Here is a 13427-nt window from a genome sequence, read left to right as displayed (position 1 = left end):
GCGCCTTTGATCAGCGCATTTCTTCCGCCGGAGTGACGCCGAGAATACCAAGACCGGCGGAAATAACAACGCCTGCGGCCCGCGCGAGGGCGATTTTCGCCTGACTTGTGGCCGCATCGCCGTCCTGGATGAAGCGCAGCGAGGTATCGTCATTGCCCCGGTTCCAATGCGCATGCAGGTCAGAGGCCAGTTCGTAAAGGTAGAAGGCCACGCGATGCGGCTCCTGCCCGCGCGCGGCGATCTCAACCAGACGCGGCCATTCGGCGATCTTGCGGGCCAGCGCCAGTTCGCTGTCATGCGACAGTTTCGCAAGGTCGGCCTGGCCAAGCGTCGCGTCATCGGCGGCGATCCCGGCCTCCCCCGCCTTGCGGATCACCGATGAGACGCGGGCATGGGCGTATTGCACATACCAGACCGGGTTGTCCTTCGACTGTTCCAGCACCTTGTCGAAGTCGAAATCGAGGGGCGCGTCGTTCTTTCGCGTCAGCATGACGAAGCGCGTCACATCGGCGCCCGCCTGTTCGACCACGTCGCGGAGCGTGACAAAGGTGCCGGCGCGCTTCGACATCTTGAAGGGTTCGCCGTTCTTGAAAAGCTTCACCAGCTGGATCAGCTTGACCTCAAGCGGTACTTTCCCGTCCGACAGCGCCGAAACGACGGCTTTCAGGCGTTTGACATAGCCGCCATGGTCGGCGCCGAGGATGTCGATCAACTGATCGAAACCGCGCGTCACCTTGTCGAAGTGATAGGCGATGTCGGGCGCGAAATAGGTCCATGACCCGTCCGATTTCTTCACCGGACGGTCCACATCGTCGCCATGCGCGGTGGAGCGGAACAGGGTCTGCTCGCGTTCCTCCCAGTCCTCGGGCAACTTGCCCTTCGGCGGCTCCAGCGTGCCTTCGTAGATCAGGCCCATCCCGCGCAGGCGGTCGATGGCGCCCTCGATCTTGCCGGTGCCGTAAAGCGCCTTTTCGGACGAATAGACATCCATCTTCACGCCCAGAAGCGCGAGGTCATCGCGGATCATCTGCATCATCGCGGCGGTGGCGAAGTCGCGCAGATCGGCCAGCCAGTCGGCTTCGGGCTTGTCCAGCAGGCTGTCGCCGTATTTGTCCTTCAGCGCCTCGCCCACCGGGATCAGGTAATCTCCGGGGTAAAGCCCTTCGCGGATTTCGGGTTCCAGCCCGCAGGCCTCGCGGTAGCGCTCATAGGCCGACCGCGCCAGCACATCGACCTGCGCGCCGCCATCGTTGATGTAATATTCGCGCGTGACCTCATGGCCCGCGAAATCCAGCAAGCTTGCCAGCGCGTCGCCGAAGACCGCGCCACGGGTATGCCCGACATGCATCGGCCCCGTGGGGTTGGCCGAGACGAATTCGACATTGACCTTGCGCCCGCGCCCAAGGTCGGAACGGCCGAAATCCCGCCCCTCGGCCAGCGCGGAACGGACGACGCCCTGCCAGCTTTCCGGCTGAAGGCGCAGGTTCAAAAAGCCCGGCCCCGCGACCTCGGCCGAGGTGATGCCCCCCCTGCCCTGCAAGCGCGCGGTCAGCTTTTCGGCGATCGCGCGCGGCGGCTGACCGGCGGGTTTGGCCAGCACCATCGCGGCATTCGTCGCCATGTCGCCATGCGCGGCGTCGCGCGGCGGTTCGACCGCCACGGCGGCGAAGTCGACGCCGGAAGGCAGGTCGCCCGCCGCCACCATTTCATCAAGGCTGGCCACGACCAGCGCCCGGATCTCGGCAAAGAGGTTCATTTTCATCAATCCCTGACGTCGGCCCGGCAATGCCAGAGGCCGCCCGCGCCGTCAATGCCGGGGGGCCGATCAGACGGCGGGCGCGGGTTCTTCCACGGCGGTTCCGGGCGGCAGCAGGAAGACGAGGCGATGCCCGGCGGCCACATCGGGGTCCTTGTCACCCGCCAGCAGGCGCAGCGTTCCCTTCGGCCCGATGGTCCCCAGAAGGATCGCGTCGGGCCGCTTTTCACGCCAGTCCGCCATGGCGAATTCCTCGCTGAGCTTTGTCGCGCGAAAGCTCCACCCCTCCTCGATCAGCCCGTCGAGCGCATCATGGGTGCGCCCGGCCGCGAAGGGCCGCCCGCCCAGTTGCGTCGGCAGCGCGTGGCGCGACTTGTCCGATTTCGCCCGGCCGATCTGCCAGGTCCGGTCACGGCCGAATTCGGGCGCGAAGTCGGTGGCGACAAGGGTGTTGTAGGCGTCGTTGTCGGTCGCGGCCAGAAGGGTTTCATAGCTCAGCAGTTCCACCTGATGTTCGGCCGCCTCCGACAGGATATCGCCATAGAAGGTGCGGATGCCCAGCGCACGGGGCCGGATCAGATGGGCGTGGTTCGGGTCGGAGATCAGCACCTCCACCCCCGCCTTCTTCAACACCTCCGCCAGCCCGGTGGTGAACCGCGAGCCGCCCACCAGCAGCACCCCCGGCGCCTCGGCGGCGCTGAGGCCAAGCCAGCGGGCCAGCGGCGCGAAGGTGAAGCCGTGCAGGACGACGGTGAAGACCACAAGCGCGAAGGCCAGGGGCGCCACCAGATCGCCGTCCGCCACCCCGGCCTCGGCCAGACGGCCGCCGAAAAGGCCCGCGACGGCGACCAGAACCACGCCCCGCGGCCCGGTCAGCGCGATCAACAGCCGTTCCTTGCGCGGCAGGTCGGTGCCGACCAGCGACAAAAGCACCGTCAAGGGCCGCGCGATCAGCACCACGGCCAGGACAAAGACGATTGTCCGCCAGCTCAGCTTCTGCACCATCGCGAAATCGAGAGAGGCGGCCAGCAGGATGAACACGCCCGAGACCAGAAGGATCGTCGCATGTTCCTTGAACCGGCGCAGTTCGACGAAACTCGGCAGGTCGGAATTGGCGATGACAAGGCCCATCACCGTGACCGCCAGAAGGCCGCTTTCATGCAGGACCGTATCGGCCAGCGCGAAGCACGCGATCAGCGCCACGAAGAGGACCGGCACCTTCATGAATTCCGGCACCCGGTTGCGCCAGAAGGCGCGCGAGATCGCGAACCCCACGCCCAGCCCGATAATCGCCGCGATGGCGACGCCGAAGGCCACGGTCCAAAGCGCATGGCCAAGCTGCTCCGAGGTGCGCAGCGTCAGCACCACCTCAAGCGCCAGAACCGCCGCCAGTGCGCCGATCGGGTCGTTGACGATCGCCTCCCATTGCAAAAGCTGCGCGGGCCGCCGCGACAGCCGCGCCTGACGCAGCAGCGGCGCGATGACGGTGGGGCCGGTCACAACCATGATACCGCCGAAGACGGTTGCGGATTCCCAGCCAAGCCCCGCGCCGTAGCGCAGCGTCAGCGTGGACAGAAGCCAGCCCAGCGGCGCGCCGATCACCACCAGCCGCCGCACCCCGTGCCGGGCGTCGCGCAGTTCGTGAAAGTCGAGCGTCAACCCGCCCTCGAACAGGATCACCGCAACGGCAAGGGAGATCAGCGGCCCGGTCAGCGGCCCGATGTCGCGGGCCGGATCGAAGAGGCCCAGCACCGGCCCGACAAGGATGCCCGCCGCCAGCATCAGCACGATGGCCGGAAGCCTGAGCCGCCAGGCGAGCCACTGGCTGCCGACGCCAAGGACGCCGACCACCGCGAAGGCCATGATCGGGCTCATCGCCCCTGCCACCTGTTCCGCCGCCATGAACCCCCCGCCCCCTTTTTACACAACCCGCAACGCGACAATGCCGCCAATCGCGCCGGGTTCCAAATCCAGCGCGTCAGCTTTCGCCAAAAAGCCGCTGGTGTTCCTGTATAGCGAACCTGTCGGTCATCCCCGCGACGTAATCAAGCACGATGCGGGCCAGGTCGGTCTGATCCTTCGCGCGGGCCACATCGGGGTGCCATTCGTCCGGCAGAAGGCCCGGATCGTTCAGGAACAGCGGGAAGAGGTCGTTGATCATCGCCGTCACGCGCTGCCGCTCCTCCACCACGGAGGGCGCGCGGTACATGCGGGTGAAGAGGAACGACTTGATCGCCTTGAGGTTCTGGTAAAGCGGCTTGGAAAACCGGATGATCGTCCCCGGCATGGCGCGTATCTCGGCCGCCGACTGGGGTTGGGCGGCCTGAAGGCGGGTCTGGGCGACGGCGATCACATCTTCCACCATCGCGCCGAAGACGCGGCGCAGCGCTTCATGCCGCCGCCGCATCGGGTCAAGATCGGGGTAAAGGCGGTCCACCTCCTCGAACGCGGGGGCGGTGACGGGAAGCTCCATCAGGTCGGCTTCGGTGAAAAGCCCCGCGCGCAAGCCGTCATGCAGGTCATGGTGGTTATAGGCCACGTCATCGGCCACCGCCGCCACCTGCGCCTCGGCACTGGCCTGGGTGTGGAGTTCAAGGTCATAGGCCGCGTTGAATTCGGCCAGCGCATAGGGCAAGAGCGCCGGATCGCCGACGGAATGCGATCCGCTGGCATGGGGGCCGATCACCGGGCCGTTATGCTTGGCGATGCCTTCCAGCGTCTCCCATGTCAGGTTCAGCCCGTCGAAATCGGCGTAATGGCGTTCCAGTTTCGTGACGATGCGGATCGCCTGCGCGTTGTGATCGAAGCCGCCGTAAGGGGCCATCAGTTCCGCCAGCGCATCCTCGCCGGTATGGCCGAAGGGCGGATGGCCAAGATCATGCGCCAGTGCCACCGCCTCGGCCAGGTCGGTATTCAGGCCCAGATGCCCGGCGATCGTGCGCGCGACCTGCGCTACCTCGATCGTATGGGTCAGGCGGGTGCGGTAATAATCGCCCTCATGCTCCACGAAGACCTGGGTCTTGTGTTTCAGCCTGCGGAAGGCCGAGGAATGGATGATCCGGTCCCGGTCGCGCTGAAAGGGCGAGCGGAAGGTGGACATGGTTTCGGGATAAAGCCGCCCCCGGCTGTCTTCCGGCTGGCAGGCATAGGGTGCAAGCGTCATGGTCCTGCTTCTTGTCGCCTCTGTCGGGGCTTCATATATTCGGTTGGTGAACGAATTGACACCGGCTTTGCCATGACCCTGACGCTGCCCCCCAAAGTCACCGACCGCGCCTTCGCGCGGCTGGCCGAGATCAACGAGGACGCCGCAGAGGCCAAGGCGCTGCGCGTCGCGGTCGAGGGCGGCGGCTGTTCGGGGTTTCAATACGACATCCGGCTGGACGATCCGGGTGAGGACGATCTGGTGCTGGAGAAGGACGGACAGAAGGTGCTGGTCGACAGCGTCTCCCTTCCGTTCCTGACCAATGCGGTGATCGACTTCGCCGATGAGCTGATCGGCGCGCGCTTCGTGGTGGAGAACCCGAACGCGACCTCCTCTTGCGGCTGCGGGACGAGTTTTTCGATCTGAGCGCCTGACCTCAGGCGTCCCGCCCGTGGTGGGGGGGCGCATTGAGTATTTTTGCAACGAAGAAGCCGCCGGGGCGGCGGACGGCCACGGGGGGCCGCTGCGCCGGTCGTGGGTATCGCTTTATCGTGCCGCCCCCCCGGACCTCCGTTTTGCAGGAAACCTCGCAGGAGCGGCCGCCCTGGGGGGCGGTCGGCCGCTGGCCCGGCGGGGCTTGAGGCCCCCTGATGCCGGGCAGGGCGCGCGTGGATTTTTCCGATCCGCATCGCAGCCGGGTTGCGGAGCCTTGCGCGCCGGGCGAAGATGGCCGCCGGGCAACAGGGGGCGCGTGATGAAAATCGCCACGTTCAACATCAACGGCATCAAGGCGCGGATCGAAGCCTTGCCCGCCTGGCTGGAGGAGGCCGCGCCCGACGTGGTCCTCTTGCAGGAGATCAAGTCGGTCGATGAGGGCTTTCCGCGCGAGATCTTCGAGGAGCGGGGCTATAACGTCGAGACCCATGGCCAGAAGGGGTTCAACGGCGTCGCGATCCTGTCGAAGCTGCCGCTTGAAGATGTGATGCGCGGCCTGCCCGGCGACGATGCCGACGAGCAGGCGCGCTGGATCGAGGCGACGGTGGTGGGCGCGACGGCGGTGCGGCTTTGCGGGCTTTACCTGCCCAACGGCAACCCCGCGCCGGGGCCGAAATACGATTACAAGCTGTCGTGGATGGCGCGGATGAAGGCGCGCGCCGGGGCGCTTCTGGAAAGTGAGATGCCGGTGGTGATGGCGGGCGATTACAACGTCATCCCGCAGGCCGAGGATGCGGCACGGCCCGAGGTCTGGCGCGAGGATGCGCTGTTCCTGCCTGACAGCCGCGCGGCGTTTCGCCGGATCCTGAACCTCGGCTTTACCGAGGCGATCCGCGCCACCGATCCGCGCCCTGGTGTCTACACCTTCTGGGACTATCAGGCGGGCGCCTGGGAGAAGAACAACGGCATCCGTATCGACCACCTGCTGCTAAGCCCGCAGGCGGCGGACCTGCTGACCGGCACGGGGATCGACAAGGGGGTGCGGGGGCGCGACAAGCCATCGGACCACGTTCCGGTCTGGATCGAGCTGGCGGCCTGATCGCTCTATAGCATTTCGGGTGTACACCGAATCATAATTCGAACTTGTTTCGTTCGAATTCTGACACTTACCTTCTCAACGAAAACCCGAAACGCTTTAGCCCCGGCCCTGCCCGCCGGTCACGTCGTGGCGGTAAAGCCAGTCAAACCGGCGCAGCATGGATTTCGGCGCCAGCCGGTTGGCAAGGCGCAGGCCCATATGCGCGACCTCGCGCGTCAGGCCCGACAGGTGGTAGTTGCGGGCGTTGCGGGTGGCGGCATCGACGATGCGCGCGCAACGCGGGCGACGCTGCGCCTGATAGGCGGCGAAGGCCTGATCGGGGGCGCGTTCCGCCAGGCAGGCGGCCAGCACCCAGGCATCTTCAAGCGCCATGTTGGCGCCCTGCGCGAGGAAGGGCAGCGTCGGGTGGGCGGCATCGCCCAGGATCGCCGCGCCATGGCCGTGCCAGTTCTCCGCCACCGGGTGGCGGAAGAGACCCCAGAGATTTGGCCGCTCGATCCGGTCGAGCCAGCCGCGCAGTTCCGGCACGAAATTCTCGAACGCGATGCGCAGGGCCAGCGGGTCGTCGGTCAGGTTCCAGCTTTCCTCGACCCATTTGCGCCGCTCCTCGACCGCGACGATGTTGCGCAGGCTGCCGCCGCGCAGCGGATAGGTCACCAAATGCCGCCCCGGCCCCATGAAGACCCGCGCCACGGGGGCGATGCCCGGCTCGGCCGGGATCGTCGCGCGCCAGGCGACCTGGCCGGTGAAGAAGGGCGCGACCTGCCCGTTCAGGGCCTGACGCACCTTCGAATGCAGCCCGTCGGCGCCGATCAGGATATCCGCCTCCACCTCGGCCCCGTTGGCCATGTGAAGCTGCGGCGCGCCCTGACCCAGCGTCACGTCGGAGACCTGCTGCAGAAGCCGGATTTCGGCCCCCGCCGCGCGCGCCGCCTCGGCCAGGATGGAGATCAGGTCGGCGCGGTGGACGAAGCGGAAATGCCCCCCCTGCCCGCCATAGCGAAGGTCAAGCGAGACGACACGCCCGCCGCCTTCGCCGTCGATCAGGTCCACCCGCTCTGCCGGGATGCCGATCCCGTCCAGCGCCGCGCCAAGGCCCAGGGCGGACAGGACCCGCGCGCCGTTGGGCGAGATTTGCAGACCTGCGCCGACCTCCCGTATCTCGGGCGCCTGTTCCAGCACGGTGACATGCGCGCCCTTCAGCGCCAGCGCCCGCGCCACGGTCAGCCCCGCGACCCCGGCGCCGAGAACCGTCACCCTGCGGTCGTTCAGCATGTCATCCCCCGAAAGAAAAAAGGCACCGGAGCCATCAAGCCCGGTGCCGGTTCCGTTGCCGCGCCCCGTACCGGGATCAGTCGTCGCGGTGAACCCGCTCGCGCCGTTCGTGACGTTCCTGCGCTTCCAGCGTCATGGTCGCGATCGGCCGCGCGTTCAGCCGCTTGAGAGAGATCGGCTCTCCCGTCATCTCGCAATAGCCGTATTCGCCGCTTTCGATCCGCCTGAGCGCCGCGTCGATCTTCGAGACCAGCTTGCGCTGACGGTCCCGCGTGCGCAGTTCCAGCGCGCGATCTGTCTCCTCGCTCGCGCGGTCGGCGATGTCGGGGACGTTGCGGGCGCTGTCTTGCAGACCCTCAAGCGTTTCCGCCGACTGTTCGAGCAGTTCCTCTTTCCAGACCTGCAATTTCCTGCGGAAATATTCGAGCTGGCGTTCGTTCATAAAGGGTTCGTCTTCGGCCGGACGGTAATCGTCGGGAAGAAAGACCTCTGGCTTCATGTCCGCTTCCTTCTGCCGGCCGGCTTTCGGTTCAACATTGTTAAACATAGTCCGGCACCTCACGGGCGCTCCCATATCCCAAGCCGGGGGGGTTGTCACTAGCCCTAGTCCGTTCTTGCGGCAAATTGATGGCGCGGGTACTAGTCCGGCGATCCCGTTGCCCAAGGTGTTGTCACGGCCATGAAATTTAGCGGAACCGAAACCTATGTCGCGACCGACGACCTGACCGTCGCGGTGAACGCGGCCGTCACGCTGGAACGTCCGCTTCTGGTCAAGGGCGAACCCGGCACCGGCAAGACAGAGCTTGCGCGCCAGGTCGCGGGCGCGCTGGGGCTGCCGATCGTGGAATGGCATGTGAAATCCACCACCAAGGCGCAGCAGGGGCTTTACGAATACGATGCCGTCAGCCGCTTGCGCGACAGCCAGCTGGGCGACGAACGGGTGCATGACGTCGCCAATTACATCCGCAAGGGCAAGCTTTGGCAGGCGTTCGAGGCGGACGGCAAGGTGGTCCTTCTGATTGATGAGATCGACAAGGCCGACATCGAGTTCCCGAACGACCTGTTGCAGGAACTCGACCGGATGGAATTCTTCGTCTACGAGACGGGGGAAACGATCCGCGCGAAGCATCGCCCCATCGTCATCATCACCTCGAACAACGAAAAGGAACTGCCCGACGCCTTCCTGCGGCGCTGCTTTTTCCACTACATCCGCTTCCCCGAGGTGGAGGTGCTGAAGCAGATCGTGGACGTGCATTTCCCCGGCATCAAGGAGGGGCTTCTGGCCACCGCGCTGACCCAGTTCTACGAAATCCGCGAGACGCCGGGGCTGAAGAAGAAACCTTCGACGTCCGAGGTGCTGGACTGGCTGAAACTGATCCTGGCCGAGGATCTGGCGCCCGAGGATCTGCGGCGCGATCCGTCCAGCCTTTTGCCGAAGCTGCACGGCGCGCTTTTGAAGAACGAACAGGACGTGGCGCTGTTCGAGCGGCTTGCCTTCCTGGCGCGCGGGCGCGGGTAGCGCTGGCGGGGCGCGTGACCTGCCGCTAGAGTGGCCGGGCAACAGATGAGGTGTGCGATGTCCAACCATCCCTCCGTCGTGATCCGCCCGATCGAGGCCGGGGACGAAGCCGAGTGGCGCCGCCTCTGGCGTGCCTATCTGGCGTTTTACAAAACCGAACGGCCAGAGCAGGTCTATGCCACGACCTTCGCCCGGCTTCTGTCGGGAAAAGAAAACGAATTCAAAGGCTTCATCGCCCTTGTTGACGGGCGCCCCGTGGGCCTGACGCATTACCTTTTCCACCGGACCTGCTGGGCCGAGGCCGATACCTGCTACCTTCAGGACCTTTACGCAGACCCCGAAATGCGCGGCAAAGGCATCGGGCGCGCGCTGATCGAGGCGGTCTATGCCGCCGCCGACGACCACGGGGCCGCGACCGTCTACTGGATGACGCAGGACTTCAACACGACGGCGCGCCAGCTTTACGACCGGATCGCCACGCTGACGCCCTTCATCAAGTATCAGCGGCCCTGATGCGGCGGACGTTCCTGTCCCTGACGCTGGCGCTGGCGGCGCTGGCTGCTTGCGTCCCGACGGTCGAGGCACCATCGGCCGGGCGGCTTTCCTCGACCCTCTCCACCCTGCCCCGGATGCGGCAGTTTTCGCCCCATGCCGGGCGGCCGCCGCAGCGGGCGAATGCGGATATGGCGCAGGATTTCCTCGACCTGTCCTTCCGGCTGGAAACCGGGCGCGACCTGCCGGTGCTGACGCGCTACGAAGGCCCGATCACGCTCCGCGTCACCGGCCCCGCCCCGGCAAGCGCGACCCGCGATCTGGACGCGCTGCTGGCGCGGCTTCGGTCCGAGGCGGGGATTGCCATCACCCGCACAGACGCCGCCGAGGCCACGATCACGATCGAGTTCCTGCCCGGCAAACGCCTGCATGGAATCGTGCCGGGGGCGGCCTGCTTTGTCGCGCCGCGCGTCCGGTCCTGGACCGACTACCGCCGCGCGGGGCGCGATCAGCTTGACTGGGCGACGCTGACCGAACGCGGCACCGCCGCGATCTTCATCCCCAACGACACCGCCCCGCAGGAGGTTCGCGATTGCCTGCATGAGGAACTGGCCCAGGCGCTGGGTCCGCTGAACGACCTTTACCGGCTGCCGGATTCGGTCTTCAACGACGACAATATCCACACCGTCCTGACCGGGTTCGACATGCTGATGCTGCGCGCGACCTATGCGCCCGAGCTTCACAGCGGCATGACGAAGGGCGAGGTCGCCGCGCGCCTGCCCGCGATCCTCGCCCGGCTGAACCCGGCCGGTGCGGGGCGCACCGCCCGCCATCCCGGCCCGACGCCCGTGGCCTTTTCCCGCGCCATCGAAACCGCGCTTGGCCACGGATCGGGGCGCGCCGCACGTCGCGCGGCCGCGCGCTCTGCCGTGAATATCGCCGGGGACATGGGCTGGCGCGACACCCGCGCGGGCTTTGCCTGGCTGATCCTTGGCCGCCTCTCGCTGCCCGACGATCCGGTCGCGGCGGCCGAGGCGCTGATGACTGCGGGCCGCATCTATCACGCCGACCCGCTTCTGGCGATCCAGTCGGCCCATGCCGACATGCAGCTTGCCGCCTTCGCGCTGACCCAGGGCGACGCCGATCTGGCCATCGCACTGGCCGACGGCGCGCTGCCCCATGCCGCCGAGGCCGAGAACGCCGCCCTTCTCGCCACGCTTCTCGCCATGAAAGCCGAGGCGCTGACGCTGCAAGGGCGCGACGATGCCGCGCGCAGCACCCGCCTCGACAGTCTGGGCTGGGCGCGCTATGGCTTCGGCCCGGACAAGGAAGTCCGCCGCCAGATTGATGAGATCGCGGCGCTTTCGCCCCTCAACCGATCGAGGCCAAGATGATCTTCTACACCGCCATCCTGCTCGGCGCCGTCATCGGCTATGTCCGGGCAACCAAGCGCGGCGGCAATATGTTCGACAGGCTGCAATACGCGGCCGTCCACGCGATTTTCCTCGCAATTCTGGGGCTTTTCCTGACGATCCTCATCCAGCGCATGAGCTAGGCCGATGTTCCTTGGCTTCTTCGAAACCCTGCGCAGGACCGGCGTTCCGGTCACCTTGCGCGAATATCTGGGGTTTCTGGAAGGGCTGGCGGCGGGTCTTGTGACCTATGACATCGACGGGTTCTACTACTTCGCCCGCACCGCGATGGTGAAGGACGAACGCCATCTGGACCGCTTCGACCGCGCCTTTGCCGAGGCTTTCAAGGGGCTTGAGGGGATCAGCGCCGACCAGGTGATCGAGGCGGTCGATCTGCCGCGCGAATGGCTGGAGAAGATGCTGGAAAAGCATCTGAGCGCAGAGGAGAAGGCCCAGATCGAGGCGCTTGGCGGCTTCGACAAGCTGATGGAGACGCTCAAGAAGCGGCTTGAGGAGCAGAAGGGCCGCCATCAGGGCGGGTCGAAATGGATCGGCACCGGCGGCACCTCCCCTTTCGGCGCGCATGGCTACAACCCCGAAGGCGTGCGGATCGGGCAGGAGAAGTCCCGCCACCAGCGCGCCGTCAAGGTCTGGGACAAGCGCGAATTCCGCAATTTCGACGATCAGGTGGAGCTTGGCACCCGCAACATCAAGGTGGCGCTGAAACGCCTGCGCCGCTGGGTGCGCGAGGGCGCGGTGGAGGAACTGGACCTGCCCGGCACGATCCGCGCCACCGCCGAACACGGCTATCTTGACGTCAAGACCCGGCCCGAGCGTCACAATGCCGTGAAGGTGCTGCTCTTCCTCGATGTCGGCGGCTCCATGGACCCGCATGTGAAGGTGGTGGAGGAGCTGTTCAGCGCCGCGCGGAGCGAGTTCAAGCATCTCGAGTCCTTGTACTTCCACAACTGCCTTTACGAAGGCGTCTGGCGCGACAACCGTCGTCGCTGGGACCGGCAGACCCCGACGGATGAGGTGCTGCGCACCTATGGCAGCGACTACAAGGCGATCTTTGTCGGCGATGCGTCGATGTCGCCCTATGAGATCGCCCATCCCGGCGGTGCCAACGAACACTGGAACGCCGAGGCGGGCCAGGTCTGGCTGGACCGCGCCCGCGCGCAATGGCCGAACAACGTCTGGCTGAACCCCCTGCCCGAACGGCACTGGCAATACACCCAGTCGGTCGGGATGATCCGGCAGATTTTCGAAGGGGCGATGTTCCCGCTGACGCTGTCGGGGATCACGCAGGCCATGAAGGTGCTGACATGACCACGCTGGCGCGGCTTTGGCGCGATCACCGGATCGCGGTTCTGGCCTTTCTGGCGGCACTGGCCGTGACGCTGTTCTTCGCCGTGCGCTTCGTCCTTTTTGCCGTCTACTGGACCGATCCCGCCCATCGCAATCAGGTGCCGGAAGGCTGGATGACGCCGGGCTATGTGGCGCGAAGCTGGCATATCCCGCGCGGGGCGTTGCTGGCCGAACTGAACCTGCCGCTGAAATCCGACCGCCCGCATTCGTTCGAGGAGATCGCCGAGACGCGCGGCGTGCCGCTGTCGCAGGTGTTGGGTGAGGTTTCGGCCGCGATCGCCGTTCTAAGGGCGAAGGCCCCGGTCGAATGACCGAATGGCTGCTGGAACTGGTGCCGCATTACGGGACCTGGCTGGTGGCCGTGGTGACGTTCCTGTCCTGCCTGGCGCTGCCGGTGCCGTCCTCGATCCTGATGCTGGCGGCGGGCGGGTTTGCGGCCTCGGGCGATCTGATGCTGTGGCAGGTCGCGGGGGCGGCGCTGGCGGGCGCGCTTCTGGGCGATCAGATCGGCTATGCCGCCGGGCGCCAAGGCGGCCCGCCGCTGGTCGCGCGTCTGTCCGCCCGGCCGCAACGCGCGGCGCTGCTGGAACGCGCGCGGGCGATGATGCTGCGGCGCGGGTTCGCCGCGATCTTCCTGACCCGCTGGCTGTTCAGCCCGGTCGGCCCCTGGGCCAACCTCGCCGCCGGGGCCTCGGGCTTTGGCTGGCGGGCCTTCACGCTGGGCAGCCTTGCGGGGGAAACCGTCTGGGTCACGCTTTACACCGGCGCGGGCTATGGCTTTGCAGGCAACCTTGAGGCGGCGAGTGAGCTTCTGTCCTCCGCCCTTGGCCTTGTCGGCGGGCTGGCGGCGGTGATCCTGCTGGGGCTTTGGCTGATCCATCTAGGCCGCAGCGGCAAGCGTGGCCCGTCCTCGTGACCGCACGGGGCTA

General features: G+C 66.5%; 14 protein-coding genes. 9 read left to right on the top strand and 5 right to left on the bottom strand.

What is annotated here, in order from left to right; genetic code table 11:
• Positions 1-10: 10 nt before the first annotated feature.
• The 3 genes from argS to LX70_RS07530 form a co-directional block, all read right to left on the bottom strand.
• Positions 11-1756, bottom strand: a complete 1746-nt coding sequence (gene argS, locus LX70_RS07540) for an arginine--tRNA ligase (protein ID WP_105514171.1) — start codon at positions 1754-1756, stop codon at positions 11-13.
• A gap of 69 nt (positions 1757-1825) precedes the next feature.
• Positions 1826-3658, bottom strand: coding sequence for a cation:proton antiporter (locus LX70_RS07535; protein WP_105513939.1), 1833 nt, complete (start codon positions 3656-3658; stop codon positions 1826-1828).
• Positions 3659-3734: 76 nt separating this feature from the next.
• Positions 3735-4919, bottom strand: a complete 1185-nt coding sequence (locus LX70_RS07530; protein WP_105513938.1) for a deoxyguanosinetriphosphate triphosphohydrolase — start codon at positions 4917-4919, stop codon at positions 3735-3737.
• Between the two features lie 78 nt (positions 4920-4997).
• Between LX70_RS07530 and LX70_RS07525 the strand changes: the two genes are divergently transcribed.
• Together LX70_RS07525 and xth are read left to right on the top strand one after the other, a co-directional pair.
• Entirely contained in the window at positions 4998-5324 is a 327-nt protein-coding gene (locus tag LX70_RS07525; protein WP_105514170.1) for a HesB/IscA family protein, read from the top strand.
• A gap of 328 nt (positions 5325-5652) precedes the next feature.
• Positions 5653-6432: an exodeoxyribonuclease III gene (gene xth / locus LX70_RS07520; protein ID WP_105513937.1), complete on the top strand. Its 780-nt coding sequence runs from the start codon at positions 5653-5655 to the stop codon at positions 6430-6432.
• Between the two features lie 96 nt (positions 6433-6528).
• On the opposite strand, the gene LX70_RS07515 is transcribed toward xth, so the two are convergent.
• Complete coding sequence (locus LX70_RS07515; protein WP_105513936.1) at positions 6529-7707, bottom strand: FAD-dependent monooxygenase; 1179 nt, start codon at positions 7705-7707, stop codon at positions 6529-6531.
• 76 nt (positions 7708-7783) lie between these two features.
• On the bottom strand, positions 7784-8206 hold the full coding sequence (gene dksA, locus LX70_RS07510; protein ID WP_105514169.1) for an RNA polymerase-binding protein DksA: 423 nt from the start codon (positions 8204-8206) through the stop codon (positions 7784-7786).
• Positions 8207-8386: 180 nt separating this feature from the next.
• Between dksA and LX70_RS07505 the strand changes: the two genes are divergently transcribed.
• From LX70_RS07505 to LX70_RS07480, 7 genes are read left to right on the top strand one after another with little or no spacing between them, the layout of a single operon-like run.
• A complete protein-coding gene (locus LX70_RS07505; protein ID WP_105513935.1) occupies positions 8387-9226 on the top strand; it encodes an AAA family ATPase in 840 nt (279 codons plus the stop codon).
• 57 nt (positions 9227-9283) lie between these two features.
• Positions 9284-9739 carry a GNAT family N-acetyltransferase gene (locus tag LX70_RS07500; protein ID WP_105513934.1) on the top strand — a complete coding sequence of 152 codons (456 nt, stop codon included), beginning with the start codon at positions 9284-9286 and terminating at the stop codon, positions 9737-9739.
• Complete coding sequence (locus LX70_RS07495) at positions 9739-11112, top strand: DUF2927 domain-containing protein (protein WP_105513933.1); 1374 nt, start codon at positions 9739-9741, stop codon at positions 11110-11112. Before LX70_RS07500 ends, LX70_RS07495 begins: the two co-directional genes overlap by 1 nt.
• Positions 11109-11273, top strand: a complete 165-nt coding sequence (locus LX70_RS20695; RefSeq protein ID WP_170076142.1) for a hypothetical protein — start codon at positions 11109-11111, stop codon at positions 11271-11273. The genes LX70_RS07495 and LX70_RS20695 overlap by 4 nt, the downstream gene beginning before the upstream one ends.
• 4 nt (positions 11274-11277) lie before the next feature.
• Entirely contained in the window at positions 11278-12459 is a 1182-nt protein-coding gene (locus LX70_RS07490) for a vWA domain-containing protein (protein ID WP_105513932.1), read from the top strand.
• Positions 12456-12809, top strand: a complete 354-nt coding sequence (locus LX70_RS07485) for a hypothetical protein (RefSeq protein ID WP_105513931.1) — start codon at positions 12456-12458, stop codon at positions 12807-12809. Before LX70_RS07490 ends, LX70_RS07485 begins: the two co-directional genes overlap by 4 nt.
• Entirely contained in the window at positions 12806-13414 is a 609-nt protein-coding gene (locus LX70_RS07480; protein WP_105513930.1) for a DedA family protein, read from the top strand. The genes LX70_RS07485 and LX70_RS07480 overlap by 4 nt, the downstream gene beginning before the upstream one ends.
• Positions 13415-13427: the final 13 nt, after the last annotated feature.

Source organism: Albidovulum denitrificans (assembly GCF_002973535.1).
Lineage (GTDB): Bacteria > Pseudomonadota > Alphaproteobacteria > Rhodobacterales > Rhodobacteraceae > Albidovulum > Albidovulum denitrificans.
Note: the sequence above shows the minus strand (reverse complement) of the source record. Positions and strands in the feature narration are given on the sequence as shown.

Excerpts from the sequence above, each read along its gene's own strand:
- argS (WP_105514171.1), bottom strand. The coding sequence starts at position 1,756 with ATGAACCTCTTTGCCGAGATCCGGGCGCTGGTCGTGGCCAGCCTTGAT.
- LX70_RS07535 (WP_105513939.1), bottom strand. The coding sequence starts at position 3,658 with ATGGCGGCGGAACAGGTGGCAGGGGCGATGAGCCCGATCATGGCCTTC.
- LX70_RS07530 (WP_105513938.1), bottom strand. The coding sequence starts at position 4,919 with ATGACGCTTGCACCCTATGCCTGCCAGCCGGAAGACAGCCGGGGGCGG.
- xth (WP_105513937.1), top strand. The coding sequence starts at position 5,653 with ATGAAAATCGCCACGTTCAACATCAACGGCATCAAGGCGCGGATCGAA.
- LX70_RS07515 (WP_105513936.1), bottom strand. The coding sequence starts at position 7,707 with ATGCTGAACGACCGCAGGGTGACGGTTCTCGGCGCCGGGGTCGCGGGG.
- dksA (WP_105514169.1), bottom strand. The coding sequence starts at position 8,206 with ATGAAGCCAGAGGTCTTTCTTCCCGACGATTACCGTCCGGCCGAAGAC.
- LX70_RS07505 (WP_105513935.1), top strand. The coding sequence starts at position 8,387 with ATGAAATTTAGCGGAACCGAAACCTATGTCGCGACCGACGACCTGACC.
- LX70_RS07500 (WP_105513934.1), top strand. The coding sequence starts at position 9,284 with ATGTCCAACCATCCCTCCGTCGTGATCCGCCCGATCGAGGCCGGGGAC.
- LX70_RS07495 (WP_105513933.1), top strand. The coding sequence starts at position 9,739 with ATGCGGCGGACGTTCCTGTCCCTGACGCTGGCGCTGGCGGCGCTGGCT.
- LX70_RS20695 (WP_170076142.1), top strand. The coding sequence starts at position 11,109 with ATGATCTTCTACACCGCCATCCTGCTCGGCGCCGTCATCGGCTATGTC.
- LX70_RS07490 (WP_105513932.1), top strand. The coding sequence starts at position 11,278 with ATGTTCCTTGGCTTCTTCGAAACCCTGCGCAGGACCGGCGTTCCGGTC.
- LX70_RS07485 (WP_105513931.1), top strand. The coding sequence starts at position 12,456 with ATGACCACGCTGGCGCGGCTTTGGCGCGATCACCGGATCGCGGTTCTG.
- LX70_RS07480 (WP_105513930.1), top strand. The coding sequence starts at position 12,806 with ATGACCGAATGGCTGCTGGAACTGGTGCCGCATTACGGGACCTGGCTG.